This is a genomic window from Bradyrhizobium sp. CCGB12 (assembly GCF_024199845.1).
Classification (GTDB): domain Bacteria; phylum Pseudomonadota; class Alphaproteobacteria; order Rhizobiales; family Xanthobacteraceae; genus Bradyrhizobium.
Genome location: NZ_JANADO010000001.1, coordinates 1,480,740 through 1,494,556 on the forward strand (window position 1 = coordinate 1,480,740; position 13,817 = coordinate 1,494,556).

Genomic DNA, 13,817 nt, shown 5'->3' on the forward strand with positions numbered 1-13,817 from the left:
TCATTGCGAGGAGCGAAGCGACGAAGCAATCCAGATTGGTCCCGCAGCGGGATTCTGGATTGCTTCGCTGACGCTCGCAATGACGCGTGGAGCCGGTGTTCCGGCCCACGACGACGGAACTTGCATCGCGGGATAGGCTTGTGCTGCGCGCGTCTCAAAGGACTGTCCCATGAAATACGAGCTCTACTACTGGCCCGAGATCCAGGGCCGCGGCGAATATGTGCGGCTGGCGCTGGAGGAGGTGGGCGCCGCTTACGTCGACGTCGCGCGCGGAGCGCGCGGGACAGCCGCGATGATGAAGATGATGGACGCGCATGGGGATACGCCGCCTTTCGCGCCACCGTTCCTGAAGGCGGGCAAGCTCGTCATCGGCCAGACCGCCAACATCCTGCTCTATCTCGGCGGCCGCCATGGGCTTGCGCCGAAAACGGAAGGCGGCAGGCTCTGGGTGCACCAGCTTCAGCTCACCATCACCGACCTCGTCGTCGAGATCCACGACACCCATCATCCGCTCGGGCCCTCGCTCTATTACGAGGACCAGAAGCCGTCGGCGAAGAAGCGTACCGCCGATTTCTGGAGTGAGCGCGTGCCGAAATTTCTCGGCTATTTCGAGCAGATTCTCACTGAGAGTGGCGGCACCTATGTCACCGGCCGCAGGCTGACCTATGTCGATCTCTCGCTGTTCCAGATCGTCGATGGCCTGCGCTATGCCTTCCCCAAGCGCATGAAGGCGTTCGAGACGGATATTCCTGGCCTCGTCGACCTGCACGACCGCATCGCCGCGCGGCCGAACATCAAAGCCTATCTCGACAGCAACCGCCGCATTCCCTTCAACCAGCAGGGCATCTTCCGCCGCTATCGCGAGCTGGATGGCTAAAAACGTTTTCGAGCGAAGTGGATACCGGTTCGCGTCAAGAAAACGCGTCAAATAAAAAGCGTTAGCCGGTCCTGACGGGAGAGTGATCTGCGCTCACCAGAGGCCTGGCACCAGGCGATAACGCACCCGCGCCGCATAGTCGGCATAGCCCGGAAGGCCCTCGCGCAAGGTGCGCTCCTCGATCCCGATGCGGACCGCAAACAGGGCGGCGAACAGCGGGACCATCGCAAGTCCCCACCACGACCCCAGCAGCAGCGGCATGCCGGCGAAGAACAGGATCATGCCGCTGTACATGGGATGGCGCACATGGGCGTAGGGCCCCGTCGAGATCACGCGCTGTGCGCGCTCGGCTTGCAGCTTCACCACCGGGGCGGCGAACGAGTTCTCGCGGAAGACCCACATCGTGACCAGCGTCGAAGCCAGAAACAGCACGAGGCCGAGGATCTGGAGCGCGACCGGCATCTCGGAGGATTGAATGCGCCTGTCGATGCCCATCGCGACCAGCCAGGCCAGCATCGCGACGATGAAGACGGTCATGAATATCTTGTCGGCGGCGGGCTGATCCCGTTGCAGGACCGGCCGCAGACGTTCGGCGAGCAGCGCGGGATCGATCCGATAGAGCCACCAGCCGCAGAGCGGACCAAGCAGGGCGGAGGTGACGAGGAGCACCCAGGCCGAAGGCCAGTGCAGCGTTCCCGCGGACGCGAACAGCAGCGCGCCCATGCCGACGACGAAGATCGTGTTCTGCAGCAGGAGGCGTGCGATCATGCGCAGGATTCCGGATGGCCGCGCACGATATTGGTCCCGCTATCCGGCAAAGATACGGCCGGACGCTCGAAAGACCCGATCGACCGGATCGGGCGCTTCAGCTTCGGCAAGCCTGATCAGGCGAGCTGATCGATCCGCGTACCCTGACCCGGCGGCAGCGGCGCGGGCGGCTGCGGCTTATAGGTCGGATCCTCATCCTTGACCTTGGTCTGATCGTCCTGCTGCTTGGTCGTGTCGTAGTTGGGAACCACGATCGCGATCGGCGGCGGCGCAACGGTGGAAACCTTCATCCGCAAATCCTCACACATGGAAACAATCGAGCCTGCCCTGCAAGGAGCGAAATTTCCTTCAAGGCAATCGCTAAAATGTGAGGGAATGGGTGCGATCGCGGAGGATGCTTTGGCGTCGTCGCTGCGCTCAGTTGCGTGAGACCACGAATCTCTCCGCGTCATTGCGAGGAGCTCTTGCGACGAAGCAATCCAGAATCCCTCTGGGGAAAGACTCTGGATTGCTTCCGCCTTCGCCAAGGCTTCGGCGGACAAGTCGCTGCGCTCGCAATGACGGAGTGCGTGGAAGAAGCGCCGCCCCGCCTATTCGTCCTTGCCGCGCGTGATCGCGATGGACGCATCCGTCTTGGTGCGTGTGCATTCCATGTTGAGCCGCCGGTAACGCATGGCGATCTTGTCGCCGCGCAACAGACCCATCCGCTTCAGGCAGCGTGTGGCACCCGTCGTGGTATCGTCCTTGGTCACGGTGAAGACGATCGCCGCCATCGACCCCACCAGCGCATAGAACTCCGGCTTGGGCTTGCGATCGCCCTTGGCATAGAGCTCGATGGAATATTTGTCGCCGCGGCAACCCACGGACAGCTCCTTGGCCGCCGGGTGCGTCAGATAGACGACGTTGGCAGCCCGAAAATTCACCTTGAGGCGATCGATCTGGTTCGCCAGCTCCTTGGCGCTGTCATCGCAGCGGTCGGCGCGCGCGGGTGAGGCGAGGGTCACAAGGCCGGCAATGGCGGCGGCGACCAGGATCGCGCCGCGGATGTTCAAATTCAATGTCATGATAAAAAGCCCCTTGGGGCGCGCATTCAAGCGTCGGCGGACACGAAGCGCAAGGGTGGGAACGGGCCTTTCCACGTGCTCTGCCAATACCCAAGCCCGGGCTCCCATGCGCATCGCTCCCTTTCTTTTCCCCCCAAAATGAGCTTAGAACCCTTCTATGCTGAGAGGCCCACGAGGCCCCAAAACCCCGAGATCTGCCCCATGAACGCTCCCACCGCCTTTCCCGACCCGTCCAAGCCTGTCCCGCCCTACAAGCACACCCCGCTGTTCCCGCTGGGCAAGGATGAGACGCCCTACATGAAGATCACGTCCGAGGGTGTCAGGGTCGAGAAAGTCCTGGGCAAGGACATGCTGGTGGTGTCGCGCGAGGCGCTGCGGGCGCTGTCGGAGGCGGCTTTCGGCGACATCAACCACTATCTGCGGCCCGGCCATCTGAAGCAGCTCCGCGCGATCCTGGAGGACGGCGAGGCGAGCCCGAACGACAAGTTCGTCGCGCTGGACTTTTTGAAGAACGCCAACATCGCGGCCGGCGGCGTGCTGCCGATGTGCCAGGACACCGGCACCGCGATCATCATGGGCAAGAAGGGCTGCAACGTCATCACCGACGGTGACGACGAGGCGGCGCTGTCCGAAGGCGCGCGCGATGCTTACCTGCGCCGCAACCTGCGCTACTCGCAGGTCGCGCCGCTCTCGATGTACGAGGAGAAGAACACCGCCAACAACATGCCGGCGCAGTGCGAGATCTACGCCGAGGGTGATGACGCCTACAAGTTCATGTTCATGGCGAAGGGCGGCGGCTCCGCCAACAAGAGTTTTCTGTTCCAGGCCACGCCCTCGGTGCTGACCAAGGACCGGCTGCTCGCTTTCCTGAAAGAGAAGATCCTGACGCTGGGCACCGCGGCGTGCCCGCCCTATCACCTCGCGATTGTCATCGGCGGCACCTCGGCCGAACTCTGCATGAAGACGGTGAAGCTCGCCTCCGCTCGCTATCTCGACGCACTGCCGACGCACGGCTCGCCTGACGGCAACGCCTTTCGCGACGTCGAGATGGAGAAGGAAATCCACAAGATGACGCAGTCGCTCGGGGTCGGCGCGCAGTTCGGCGGAAAATATTTCTGCCACGACGTGCGCGTGATCCGCATGCCGCGTCACGGCGCTTCGCTGCCGATCGGGCTCGGGGTGTCCTGCTCGGCCGACCGCCAGGTGCTCGGCAAGATCACCAAGGACGGCGTCTATCTCGAGGAGCTCGAGCACAACCCGGCGCAGTATCTGCCGCAGGTCGAGCAGTCGCTCGGCGGCGAGGTCGTCAAGATCGACCTCAACCAGCCGATGAAGGACATCCTCGCGACGTTCTCGAAGAACCCGATCAAGACGCGGGTCTCGATGACCGGCACCATGATCGTCGCGCGCGATAGCGCGCATGCCAAGCTGCGCGAGCGGCTGGAGAAGGGCGAACCGCTGCCGGACTATTTCAAGAACCATCCGGTCTATTACGCCGGCCCGGCCAAGACGCCCGAAGGCTATGCCTCCGGCGCGTTCGGTCCGACCACCGCCGGCCGTATGGATTCCTTCGTCGACCAGTTCCAGGCCGCCGGCGGATCGATGGTGATGGTGGCCAAGGGCAACCGCGCGCCTGCCGTGCGCGAGGCCTGCAAGAAGTACGGCGGCTTCTATCTCGGCTCGATCGGCGGCGCCGCGGCGAACCTCGCCGAGCACTGCATCAAGAAGGTCGAGGTGCTCGAATATCCCGAGCTCGGCATGGAAGCGATCTGGCGCATCGAAGTCGTCGACTTCCCCGCCTTCATCATCATCGACGACAAGGGCAACGACTTCTTCAAGGAGTTGAACCTGGGCTAGCGCTCGGCGAAGTCACCGCGTACGCGCCGGCCGGTCTATCGCGGCACCAGATACTGCGTCGGCGATCCGTTTTCGGGCCCGTCGAACATCACGAGCACGCGCCACGGCTGGCCGCTGACGTCGCCGAGCACCAGCAAGGACTCGGCCTTGGCGGCGGTGTCGGCGACCTTGAGAGTGTGACTTGGTCCAAGTTTGCCCCTGTTGGTATCGTAGAAGACGACGGCGGGCGTGATCGGCTGTTCGTTCACCGGCCCGGTCAGGAGAAGCAAGCCGCCCGACACGGCGGCGAGGTCCCTGATGCCGGTCGTTGCACCAAGGGGCAGCGGCGGATCGATGAGCTTGGCATCAAGCGGCTTGTCCTCGGTGAAGACCGCCTTTGCGTCGACCGAAAGAACATAGGCCTTGCCGTCGTCGGATGGACCGCGGAAACCGAGGTACATTCGTCCGCCGGCGACGGCGATGCCCTCGATATTGGCGCCGTTGTCGCCGAGGGGCTTGTCATAAGCCGCGGGCAGTGCGTCCTTGATGGCACCGCGCAGGCGCGTCGCGGATGCTTCAACGCCCACCACCTCGTCGTCCGAGATCGGGAAGGGCGGCTTTCCAGTCGCCTTGTCGACGGGAATTCGAAAGACGTGATAGCTCGTGGGGTTGCTGTCCTCGGGATGGTGACGTTTACGGCCGTGCGATCCGACCACGTAGAAATAGCCCTCGCCTTGATCGTAAGCGGCGCCCTCGGCATCCGGATCGCCGCTGGCTTGGTCGCTCAGCAGGCGGATCACCTTGCCGGGCTTGATCGTCGTGCCTTCGATCGCAAAGAACTGCGCGTATTTCTTTTCGTCATTGACGACCAGACAGGAGGAGATTGGCGTGTCTGTGGTCGCACAGGCCGCGCCGCTGATATTGGTGCGGGCATCCGAGCTCTTCTTGAACGGCTCGCTCAGCTGCCACGCCGGCGACTGCGGCTCCAACATATCGGCGCGCGCCGGCGCTGCTCCGGCGAGAACCACGACAGTGGGGATCAGAAACAGGCGGATGCAATTGCGTGTGGGGAGGAACGACATGGAAATTCCCCTGCGATCTGTTGAATAGGTGTTTCGTCTGAAATAAAATTATAAGTTGCGTGTCTGGATTTTGCTCCGGAAGCTGGCCACGGTCAACGGCCTGTACGCGTGCTTTCCGTGGCCAATAACCGCAGACAGAGCGCGGGCACGTCAGCTGCAGTTGGTGACCTGGTTGGAGCACAGCGAGCGCCACCAGCCGCGGACGCCGTCGTCGCTCTCGACGAGGCCCCACAGCCCGCTGCACGCGAAGATGCGCTTCGGCCCGCCGTCGGTGTCGATGGCGCCGCCGAGCTGGCGCTGGGCCGACATCCATTTGGCATCGACGAAGGGGGCTTGAAAAAGCCCGCCCATGCGGGTTGCGCCATTGGCATAGGATGCGCCGACTTTATTCGAGGCAACCCATCCGCGCCCGGCATAGGGCTTTGGCGCATTGCGCGGATATTTTTTCTCGTCCTCGTAGTCTTTGCCCGGCGGCTTCGCGCCTTCGATCAGAAACCAGCCGTCCCTGAAGCCGATGATGCGGAATTCGGTGAGCCAGCCGCCCTCGGGCGTGTTCTCGCTGCCGCCAAGCTTTAGCCGGTAGGGCGGCGGCAGCGTGCCGAGCACGCGCGCCTTGACTGAAGGCTCGGCGCGCACGTTGAGGCCGTTCGGATCCTTGTCGATGGACCAGGCGCCGAGAGCGCAGGGCTCGGTGCCCTCAGGTAGCGATGCGCGCCTTGCCGCGAGATCCGCGTGCAACTTGGCGAAATCAGTGTCATCACTGTCCGCACCCGGCTCGGTGCGCGGCTTCAATTCGGCTGAGACCACGCCCGTCGCATCCGAGCTCAGCGTGACCGCGAGCGACTGGCGCGCAGCGAACACGCTTGCCGGTGTCTTCGGATCGTTCGATGTTGCGGGATAGACGGCGAGGTAGCCCGTCGAACCGTCGGTTCGATAAGCAGCGCCGGCAACATAGCCCGCCGGCACCATGGCGAGCGCGCTTGCGCGCCACGCCGGTTCGGTGTCATCCGCCCGCGCCGTTTGTGTCGCGACACACAGGATCGTCGCCGCGATGAGACGGAGCACGCGCACGGTTCGCAGCGCGCCCTTACGCCCGCGCGCCCGTGAACGGGAAGCTGCCCATGGGGCCAATGCCCATCTCGCCGCTCATGCTGTCGCCGGATACCTTTCCGATGAACTCGAGCGTCAACGGCATCGGATTGGTGATCGAGACCTTCCAGTTGATGGCGTCGCCGCTGATGGTGCCGTCGAAAATCTCGGCGGAATTACCATCGGCGCCCTGCGTGCCTGTCAGCGTGCCGCCGGAGCTCAGTAGGGTTAGCGTCGCCTGGCGCTCGCCCATCGGCGTCGTCATGGTCAGATTCCAGTTGCCGTCTACGGCCATTCCCGTCTCCCGAACAAATCCCGGCGGGCCGCGACGATCCGCGGCCAGTCCTGGGTCGAGCGTATAGCGCAACTCGCAGCGCCTGCCTAACGCTGCATTGGAAGCATTTCGGCGCGGGCAGCGGCACGCCGGCGGCTGGTGACGATGAGGCGCAGAATGACGTACTGCACGGCAAAGGCCAGGATCTTGGCGCCGCCTGCGACCACAGTGAGGTAGAGTGCCCACAGCTTCAGATCGCCGGTGGAGGCGACCGCGATCACGCCGGCGCCGATCACGAACATCAGCGCGGCCCAGGCATAGCCCGCGACCGTGACATATTCAGGAACGGTCTCGACGACGATCGGCGGCATGTAGCGCAGCATCCAGCCGCGCTTGAGCATGATCGCGCCGATGGCGAAATGCGCGATCGCGGGTTTCGCCAGCATGAAGCGCGGATCATTGGTCAGCAGTGTGATCGCGCCTAGTCCGATGACGAGCGCGAGGCTCGCATAGGTCATGTAGTTGAGCTGCTGCCCCTTGATGCGGGCATAGATCACCTGCGCGATCGCGCCGGCAATCGCCACTGACGTCGCCAGGACGACGTTGTCGGTGGTGAGGTAGATGACCAGGAAGACGATGGCGGAGAGGAAGTCGGAGGCGAGGCGGGCGAATACGACTTTCATCGTCGATCCTGTTCAGCGGGCGTTTTGCAATACGCGGGCGGGCGTACCGTACTTCAACTGGCGATACTCGGGATACCATTTTGTGAAGTAGATTGCGCTGTTGCGGGCGGCAAAGGCGACCGCAAGACTCGACCACAACGGCAGGCCGGGGAAGTAGAGCAAGACGATATTGGCCGCCATCATCAGCAGCGCGGCCACGGTCCAGGCGCCGGTGATGATGTAATTGGCGGTGAGGAAGCCCGGCATCGCCGCGGTCTCGGCCGGGACTGATTCAACCGCATATTGCAGCGTGAAAGGGCGGCGGACCAGCATCGAGCCGAGCGAGATGACGAAGACGCCGATATCGACCGACAGCTTGACGCCGAGCGTGCCCAGCGCCGGATCGATCAATGCGAGATAGAGGCCGATTGCGGCGAACACGACTGCCGAGCCTGCGGCCAAAGTCTTGACCGAGCGGGCGCGCGCGACATCGATCGCGATGGTGGCGAGGCAGATCGCGGAAGCTGCGAACACGCTGAACGTAGCTGACGTCACCAGCATCAGGAAGGTGAACGCGCCGTAGGGCGCCAGGATCAGGAAAATCGCCATGGTGAGCCTCGATCGATCTTATCTTTACGATGTAAAGATAAGTAATTGAGAGAGGGCGCCCGGTCAAGCGAAATCTTTACAATGTCAAAATGACGTAGGCGGCTTCCAAAAATTGAAGCGTTGCAACGGCTCGGTCGATCATCTTGTCTGCAAAGTCCGCCCAGGGCAGGCGGGAGACGATCGGTAGGGCGGCGGAGACCGCAAGGCCGACGGAAAGCAGGATGCCGCCGCTGATTGTGGGCCCCCCGCCGTACCGCGATCGGCCCATCTGCGGTGTCAGCGCGGTGCAGGCCAGCACGAGGACGGCGAGGCAGTCTGTGGTGATCGAGGGCATGTGCATAGGAAACTCCTGTTTCCGTCATTCCTGGGCACGCGAAGCGTGAACTCTGAGGCGCAACTGCGCATCGTAGCTTGCGACTTCGTCGCGTCCCGGAATGACAAGCGGGCTCTACGCCGCCCCCACCCAATTGCCGTGAAAGCCGTCGGGCACGCGATGGCCGAGCTGCAGCAGGGCCACGGGCCCTGCTTCGACATCGGTGGCGTTGAACACGGCGAGGTCGCTGCGGTTCTCCCGGGCTCGCCAGACCACCGCGAGCAGCCAGCCGTCGCCCTCGGCGGCGTCTTTCGACCGCTCGACGAAAACAGGCTCGGAGATGGTGTCGCCGGCAGGGAGCAGATAATGGCCGAGCCGCCGGCCGTTGCCGTCGACATGGACGATGCCTGAGAGCGCGCCGAACATCGGCAGCCTCGGATTGGCGCAGGCGTACCAGCCGTGACGGCTCTTCAGCCCGGCGCGACGATCGTCGATGCGAGGGAATTCGCCGGTGAGATCGTCGAGATAAGTCTGCTGGAAGCGATCGGTATTTCCCGCGAGATCGAACGTCCAGCGGCAGTGGCGGGCGCGCGATTTTTCCGGATCCGTCGGCCGGCCGTCGGGATGCGGGAACAGCGGCGCCTCCTCGAACTGCATGACGTCGGCGACGATGCGGCCATCGTCCTCCCAGGCGTTCATGATGTGGAAGACGTAGCAGGCTTCACCGCGAAACCAGACGATGTCCCTGGCGGTGCCGTTCCGCTTCATCACGCCGACATAGGCGCCTTTGTCCGGCTCCCAGGCATAGGGCGGCCGTCCGCTCATCGCGCGCTCCATGCTGCCTGTGATCGGGAGGATCGGGAACAGCACGTGGTTCGCGGTGACGATGAAGTCGTGCACCATGCTGGCATAGGGCGCCTCGAAGCGCTCGAAGCGCGTCGCCTTGCCGGACGCATCGATCGATCCGTAGGAGAGGGCAGGCGACAGCGGTCCCGCCGCGTTGTAGCCAAAGAATACGAGCTCGCCGGTGACGGGATCGACCTTCGGATGCGCCGTGAAGCTGCCGGCGATGCGGCCCTCATAGTTGTGGTAGCCGCGCGTTGCCAGCGTGCCCGGCTCGATCTCGGTCGGCAGATGCGCTTCCTCCAGCGCGAGCAGCTTGCCGGCATGGAAGATGATGTTGGTGTTGGCGACGCCGCCGTCGGTGACATCGGCCGGTGCATCCGGCAGCTTGCGGCCGAAGCCGCCGAACAGGGCGCGGCCGGCGTCGTGCTCGGCCAGCCATTTCGGCGTGCGGACCCAGCGGTTGCGGTAGCTGGCGCGGCCGTTCTCGAGGTGGAAGGCGTGCAGCATGCCGTCGCCCACGAACCAGTGCGAGCCGGGCGAAGAGAACTGCGGATTGGGGCCGTTGCGATAGAGCGTGCCGTTCAGCTCACGCGGCAATTCACCGATGATCGTCAGGAATGGCGCGTCGGCCTCGAACGGAATCGGCGCGATGTTGTTACGGCGCTCGGTGACGGCATCCTGCTGCAACGGCGTATCCTCCTGATCTTTACATCGTAAAGATGAGATAGTCCCGATTGCCGTTCCGGTCAAGCGAAATCTTTACACTGTCAATATTGCGTCCTATAGCTTGTCCATGGGCAAGAGCGAAACCAGGACCGCGCACGGTGTGCGCGCTCCGAAGAAAACATCGGCGGTCTCGAGCGCATCCCAGCGTTCCACGCGGCGCCCGGCGGCTGCGAAGACCGAAACACCCTATCATCACGGCGCCCTGCGCGAGGCGCTACTCCAGGCCGCCGAACGGGTGCTGGAGCGTGACGGGCTTGGCGGCCTGACATTGCGCGCGGTGGCGCGCGAGGCGGGCGTCTCGCACGCCGCCCCCACCCATCATTTCGGCGATCTCACCGGGCTTCTCAGCGAACTCGCCGCCGTCGGCTTCCGCCAGTTCAACGCCGCGATGGCCTCGTCCTCCGACGCCGCCACCACGCCGCTCGAGTGCGCGCTGGCGCGGCCGAAAGCCTATGTCGCCTATGCGCAGGCTCATCCCGGCATGTACGGCATCATGTTCCGCAGCGAGCGGCTCGATTATTCCAGACCCTCGCTGCACGAGGCGGCCGAAGCCTCCTTCGCCGGCCTTGCGAATGCCATCGGCGCGATGCGGCAGGAGCAGATCAGTGAAGATGCGCTGACGCTGAACCAGGGCGCCGCGATCGCACGCGCCTGGTCGATGGTGCACGGCTTCACCATGCTGCTGCTCGACGGCCGGCTGAAGGATATCTTGGAGCGGCTGCCCGAAGGGACGACCGCCGAACGGTTGTTCGAGGCGATGCTGATGGCACCCGTGGCGGGGAAGCTGCCGGATTGCCCCTGATCCGGCGAATGCAACTGTTGCCATGGTGAGGCGTTGACGCCGCATGGCAAAGGCATCCCGCTCTCCGTGGAAACGTCAGAACCCGCGCAAGCGCGCGGGCAAGGCGGCCAAGCACCTCAGTCCCGCACAGAAGTCGGCCGCGAAGGCGCGCGCCCGCCGCGCCGGTCGCCGCTATCCCAACCTCGTGGACAACATGCGCATGGCAGCGAAAAAGACTTCGAAGTCCAAATCGTCGAAGACGAAGAAATCCGCGAAGAAGAAATCAACGAAAAAGACCCGAAAGCGGACCGCGAAGAAAACCACAAAGGCCTCGCGCAAACGCCGCGCATCGGTCCAGGAAAAGGATCCGCGTGGCGGCCTGACCGCCGCCGGCCGCAGGGCCTTTGCGCGCAAGCAGGGCGCTCACTTGCGACCCGGTGTCACCAAGAAGGACTCCGACATGACGCCGCAGGAGATGCGGCGGAAGGGAAGCTGGGCCGTGCGCTTCTATGGCCGCGCGAAGCTGCCGCCGCTGGTCGATGCCAAGGGGCAGCCGACCCGGCACGCGCTGTCAGCACATGCCTGGGGCGAGCCCGTCCCGAAGACGGTGGCCGCAGCACGGCGTATTGCCGCGAAGGGTGAGCGGCTGCTGGCGCGCTACCACCGCGCCAAGGCGAAGACCTAGCGCGGGGACTTACCGCATCGTCGCAAGCTCGACGGCGCGGCCGCGCGTGCCGATGATCTTCAACTCGTCTTTGCCACAAGTGAAGCCGCGGGCGAGATCGTCGGCTGCCTTGCGCGCGAGCTCATTGGCGGCGGGATTGGCGATCGCATCGACATAGGCAACGTGGCAGACCGGGCCCGGCGGCAGACGGGTCACGACCAGCATGGCCTTGGTGTTCGGCCGCCCCTGCTTGTCGGGATCGCTGCCATCGGCGATGTGCCAACGCTGGATGATCGCAAACGGCTTGTTGCCCGAGCTGCGCCATTCGACGGTGGTCTCCGATGAATTGAACGGAGCGAACCAGACCTTGGCCGCCGGTTCCTCGGCCGCTTGCTTGCGATTGCGGCCGACCGAGACGATTTCGCGCAGATCGTCCTCGGCAATCAGGACCACGAGGCCGTTCTTGCCCGGACACACCCGCGTGGTGCTGCCGTCGAGCTCGCTGGGCTTGCCGATCCGGCGACAATCCTTCGGCGCGGTGGAGGTGTAGGTGCTGCCCATCGATTGGGCGGCGGCATGGCCGGCGCTCGAGCAGGTAAGCAGGAGGGCGAGGCCGATGCAGGCAATGCGGTTCATCATGAGGCCTTGAGGGGGCGGGAACTCTTCATCAGACGTCTTCATTGTGGGCAAGGTTCAAACAAAGGCGGGATAGACCTGACAGCGGAGCGGAATCGTTCTAGAAGGGCGGCTTCCGCCCGCGCTTACCGCGCTTCGTTCGCGTCATCTCATTCGATCATGCCAGACATCGCTTCCAGCAAATCTTATCGCGTCGGCCGTTCCAAGACCGGACTTGGCCTCTTCGCAACCATGCCGATCAAGAAGGGGACGAGGATCATCCGCTATTTCGGGCCGATCCTGGACTCGCGGATTCCTGCGCATGACGAGATCGAGAACAAATATCTGTTCGAGCTCAACAACCGCTGGACCATCGACGGTTCGGTGCGCAAGAACCTCGCCCGCTACATCAACCATTCCTGCCGGCCCAACGCGGAATCCGACGTCCGTCCGCGCGAGCGCAAGGTCTTCATTCGCGCCATCAAAAACATCGAGCCGGGCGACGAGATCAACTACGACTACGGCACCGACTATTTCAAAGCCTATCTGAAGCCGATCGGCTGCAAGTGCGCCTCCTGCGAGAAGAAGCGCAAGAAGCTGCGCGCCGAGGCGCGCGCCGAACGTGCCAAGGTGAAGGCGCGCGACGAGCGCAAAGCGACGAAAGCGGGCGCCAAGGATCTCAAGAACAAGGCCACCAAAAAGAAGAAGTTCAACGGTCACGCCGTCGCCAAGGCGAATGGCCGCGCGCGGGCCTAAGCTTGGGCCTTCGTCTCTGGAATGCTGGGTCGCCCGGCTAAGCCGGGCGACCACTGCGTGTGGTGAGCCGGTTGAACTACGCCGCGACCACACTCCCGCTCTTCCGCAGTCCCACATACTGCAGCTCGGCGAACACGCCGGTCGCGATGGCCTGCGCCACGACCATGAGCTCGCCTGCGAGGTTCGGCGACACCGCGCCCGAAAGCAGCAGCGCGATGCTGCCGACTGTCCAGGCCGCATTGCCGATCACGACGAGCAGCACGAGCGCCCTGGAAACGGATGCGCGCGCGGCGAGCCAGCCGACCAGCGCGGTGTAGGCGATCAGGAACAGGCCGGTTTCACGCAGCAGCATTTCGGGCAGGCTGAACAGCGAGGCGAACGCGCCTGCGCCGAAGGTGAAACCGAGGGCGGCGACGCCGCTGAAGACGGCGTCGGCGAGCAGTGCACGGCGCAGGAAGGTGGATGCTTCGATCATCGTGGTTCTCCTTGGTTGAGGTCGGGGGACATCACCGCAGGCCGCGCCACCGGGCGCGCAGCAGGCGGGCGAGGCGAAATGGGCAGAGGCTCCTGCCCACGCCGTGCTCGAAGGCGACGACCTGCGCGACGACATAGTCGCCGGTCGAATGCACGAGCGGTTCCGGCATGTTGAGGCTGCGCGCCAGCATCCGGGTTGCGAATGCCATCGCCCAGGGCAAGACGCGGTCTGCGATGGTCCGGTAGAGCAGCAGCGCGATCATGGTCATCTCCTGTTGAGACCAAGATGCGCGCGTTCGCGCCTCGTTTCGATTACCTCGCGGGTAAAAGGGGCGGCTATGTTTTGCGGCGGAGGCCGTGTGCGGGAGATCAGAAGATTGG

Annotated in this window: 18 protein-coding genes; 5 read left to right on the forward strand and 13 right to left on the reverse strand. The window is 64.1% G+C overall.

From position 1 onward, the window contains the following. The first annotated feature begins 169 nt into the window (after positions 1–169). On the forward strand, positions 170–877 hold the full coding sequence (locus NLM27_RS06815) for a glutathione S-transferase (RefSeq protein WP_254142620.1): 708 nt from the start codon (positions 170–172) through the stop codon (positions 875–877). A gap of 93 nt (positions 878–970) precedes the next feature. Here NLM27_RS06815 and NLM27_RS06820 read toward each other — a convergent pair whose 3' ends face one another. The 3 genes from NLM27_RS06820 to NLM27_RS06830 form a co-directional block, all read right to left on the reverse strand. Continuing rightward, on the reverse strand, positions 971–1,645 hold the full coding sequence (locus NLM27_RS06820) for an isoprenylcysteine carboxylmethyltransferase family protein (RefSeq protein ID WP_254142621.1): 675 nt from the start codon (positions 1,643–1,645) through the stop codon (positions 971–973). A 116-nt stretch (positions 1,646–1,761) separates the two neighbouring features. Further along, complete coding sequence (locus NLM27_RS06825) at positions 1,762–1,935, reverse strand: hypothetical protein (RefSeq protein WP_254142622.1); 174 nt, start codon at positions 1,933–1,935, stop codon at positions 1,762–1,764. A 300-nt stretch (positions 1,936–2,235) separates the two neighbouring features. Next, the gene (locus NLM27_RS06830) at positions 2,236–2,709 is read right to left on the reverse strand and encodes a hypothetical protein (RefSeq protein WP_254148768.1); all 474 of its coding nucleotides are present in this window, start codon (positions 2,707–2,709) and stop codon (positions 2,236–2,238) included. A gap of 201 nt (positions 2,710–2,910) precedes the next feature. Between NLM27_RS06830 and NLM27_RS06835 the strand changes: the two genes are divergently transcribed. Next, complete coding sequence (locus NLM27_RS06835; protein ID WP_254142623.1) at positions 2,911–4,566, forward strand: fumarate hydratase; 1,656 nt, start codon at positions 2,911–2,913, stop codon at positions 4,564–4,566. A gap of 35 nt (positions 4,567–4,601) precedes the next feature. On the opposite strand, the gene NLM27_RS06840 is transcribed toward NLM27_RS06835, so the two are convergent. The 7 genes from NLM27_RS06840 to NLM27_RS06870 all read right to left on the reverse strand — a co-directional run bounded on the left by NLM27_RS06840 (position 4,602) and on the right by NLM27_RS06870 (position 10,107). Then, positions 4,602–5,627: a DUF3616 domain-containing protein gene (locus NLM27_RS06840; protein ID WP_254142624.1), complete on the reverse strand. Its 1,026-nt coding sequence runs from the start codon at positions 5,625–5,627 to the stop codon at positions 4,602–4,604. A gap of 150 nt (positions 5,628–5,777) precedes the next feature. Then, complete coding sequence (locus tag NLM27_RS06845; protein ID WP_309144738.1) at positions 5,778–6,698, reverse strand: SH3 domain-containing protein; 921 nt, start codon at positions 6,696–6,698, stop codon at positions 5,778–5,780. Positions 6,699–6,714: 16 nt separating this feature from the next. After that, positions 6,715–7,011 (reverse strand): hypothetical protein, encoded by a 297-nt coding sequence (locus tag NLM27_RS06850; RefSeq protein WP_092213418.1) that lies wholly within the window; start codon positions 7,009–7,011, stop codon positions 6,715–6,717. Between the two features lie 86 nt (positions 7,012–7,097). Further along, the gene (locus tag NLM27_RS06855; protein WP_254142626.1) at positions 7,098–7,673 is read right to left on the reverse strand and encodes an inner membrane-spanning protein YciB; all 576 of its coding nucleotides are present in this window, start codon (positions 7,671–7,673) and stop codon (positions 7,098–7,100) included. A 12-nt stretch (positions 7,674–7,685) separates the two neighbouring features. After that, positions 7,686–8,261, reverse strand: a complete 576-nt coding sequence (locus tag NLM27_RS06860; RefSeq protein ID WP_254142627.1) for a hypothetical protein — start codon at positions 8,259–8,261, stop codon at positions 7,686–7,688. A gap of 76 nt (positions 8,262–8,337) precedes the next feature. Beyond that, positions 8,338–8,595, reverse strand: coding sequence for a hypothetical protein (locus tag NLM27_RS06865; protein WP_309144739.1), 258 nt, complete (start codon positions 8,593–8,595; stop codon positions 8,338–8,340). Between the two features lie 114 nt (positions 8,596–8,709). After that, positions 8,710–10,107, reverse strand: coding sequence for a carotenoid oxygenase family protein (locus NLM27_RS06870; RefSeq protein WP_254142629.1), 1,398 nt, complete (start codon positions 10,105–10,107; stop codon positions 8,710–8,712). A gap of 106 nt (positions 10,108–10,213) precedes the next feature. Here NLM27_RS06870 and NLM27_RS06875 point away from each other — a divergent pair, with 106 nt between their 5' ends. Beyond that, the gene (locus NLM27_RS06875; RefSeq protein WP_254142630.1) at positions 10,214–10,948 is read left to right on the forward strand and encodes a TetR/AcrR family transcriptional regulator; all 735 of its coding nucleotides are present in this window, start codon (positions 10,214–10,216) and stop codon (positions 10,946–10,948) included. Between the two features lie 43 nt (positions 10,949–10,991). Beyond that, positions 10,992–11,612 carry a DUF6321 domain-containing protein gene (locus NLM27_RS06880; protein WP_254142631.1) on the forward strand — a complete coding sequence of 207 codons (621 nt, stop codon included), beginning with the start codon at positions 10,992–10,994 and terminating at the stop codon, positions 11,610–11,612. Positions 11,613–11,621: 9 nt separating this feature from the next. On the opposite strand, the gene NLM27_RS06885 is transcribed toward NLM27_RS06880, so the two are convergent. Beyond that, a complete protein-coding gene (locus NLM27_RS06885) occupies positions 11,622–12,227 on the reverse strand; it encodes a hypothetical protein (protein WP_254148769.1) in 606 nt (201 codons plus the stop codon). 159 nt (positions 12,228–12,386) lie between these two features. On the opposite strand from NLM27_RS06885, the gene NLM27_RS06890 reads away from it, so the two are divergent. Further along, positions 12,387–12,962, forward strand: a complete 576-nt coding sequence (locus tag NLM27_RS06890; protein ID WP_254142632.1) for an SET domain-containing protein — start codon at positions 12,387–12,389, stop codon at positions 12,960–12,962. Between the two features lie 76 nt (positions 12,963–13,038). Here the strand turns inward: NLM27_RS06890 and NLM27_RS06895 are convergent, their stop codons facing one another. Both NLM27_RS06895 and NLM27_RS06900 read right to left on the reverse strand, forming a co-directional pair. After that, positions 13,039–13,437 carry a hypothetical protein gene (locus NLM27_RS06895; RefSeq protein WP_254142633.1) on the reverse strand — a complete coding sequence of 133 codons (399 nt, stop codon included), beginning with the start codon at positions 13,435–13,437 and terminating at the stop codon, positions 13,039–13,041. Positions 13,438–13,468: 31 nt separating this feature from the next. Further along, positions 13,469–13,699 carry a hypothetical protein gene (locus NLM27_RS06900; RefSeq protein WP_254142634.1) on the reverse strand — a complete coding sequence of 77 codons (231 nt, stop codon included), beginning with the start codon at positions 13,697–13,699 and terminating at the stop codon, positions 13,469–13,471. Between the last annotated feature and the right edge of the window lie 118 nt (positions 13,700–13,817).

Excerpts from the sequence above, each read along its gene's own strand:
- NLM27_RS06880 (WP_254142631.1), top strand. The coding sequence starts at position 10,992 with ATGGCAAAGGCATCCCGCTCTCCGTGGAAACGTCAGAACCCGCGCAAG.
- NLM27_RS06855 (WP_254142626.1), bottom strand. The coding sequence starts at position 7,673 with ATGAAAGTCGTATTCGCCCGCCTCGCCTCCGACTTCCTCTCCGCCATC.
- NLM27_RS06830 (WP_254148768.1), bottom strand. The coding sequence starts at position 2,709 with ATGACATTGAATTTGAACATCCGCGGCGCGATCCTGGTCGCCGCCGCC.
- NLM27_RS06860 (WP_254142627.1), bottom strand. The coding sequence starts at position 8,261 with ATGGCGATTTTCCTGATCCTGGCGCCCTACGGCGCGTTCACCTTCCTG.
- NLM27_RS06890 (WP_254142632.1), top strand. The coding sequence starts at position 12,387 with ATGCCAGACATCGCTTCCAGCAAATCTTATCGCGTCGGCCGTTCCAAG.
- NLM27_RS06900 (WP_254142634.1), bottom strand. The coding sequence starts at position 13,699 with ATGATCGCGCTGCTGCTCTACCGGACCATCGCAGACCGCGTCTTGCCC.
- NLM27_RS06865 (WP_309144739.1), bottom strand. The coding sequence starts at position 8,595 with ATGCCCTCGATCACCACAGACTGCCTCGCCGTCCTCGTGCTGGCCTGC.
- NLM27_RS06850 (WP_092213418.1), bottom strand. The coding sequence starts at position 7,011 with ATGGCCGTAGACGGCAACTGGAATCTGACCATGACGACGCCGATGGGC.
- NLM27_RS06835 (WP_254142623.1), top strand. The coding sequence starts at position 2,911 with ATGAACGCTCCCACCGCCTTTCCCGACCCGTCCAAGCCTGTCCCGCCC.
- NLM27_RS06815 (WP_254142620.1), top strand. The coding sequence starts at position 170 with ATGAAATACGAGCTCTACTACTGGCCCGAGATCCAGGGCCGCGGCGAA.
- NLM27_RS06825 (WP_254142622.1), bottom strand. The coding sequence starts at position 1,935 with ATGAAGGTTTCCACCGTTGCGCCGCCGCCGATCGCGATCGTGGTTCCC.
- NLM27_RS06840 (WP_254142624.1), bottom strand. The coding sequence starts at position 5,627 with ATGTCGTTCCTCCCCACACGCAATTGCATCCGCCTGTTTCTGATCCCC.
- NLM27_RS06820 (WP_254142621.1), bottom strand. The coding sequence starts at position 1,645 with ATGATCGCACGCCTCCTGCTGCAGAACACGATCTTCGTCGTCGGCATG.
- NLM27_RS06895 (WP_254142633.1), bottom strand. The coding sequence starts at position 13,437 with ATGATCGAAGCATCCACCTTCCTGCGCCGTGCACTGCTCGCCGACGCC.
- NLM27_RS06875 (WP_254142630.1), top strand. The coding sequence starts at position 10,214 with ATGGGCAAGAGCGAAACCAGGACCGCGCACGGTGTGCGCGCTCCGAAG.
- NLM27_RS06885 (WP_254148769.1), bottom strand. The coding sequence starts at position 12,227 with ATGAACCGCATTGCCTGCATCGGCCTCGCCCTCCTGCTTACCTGCTCG.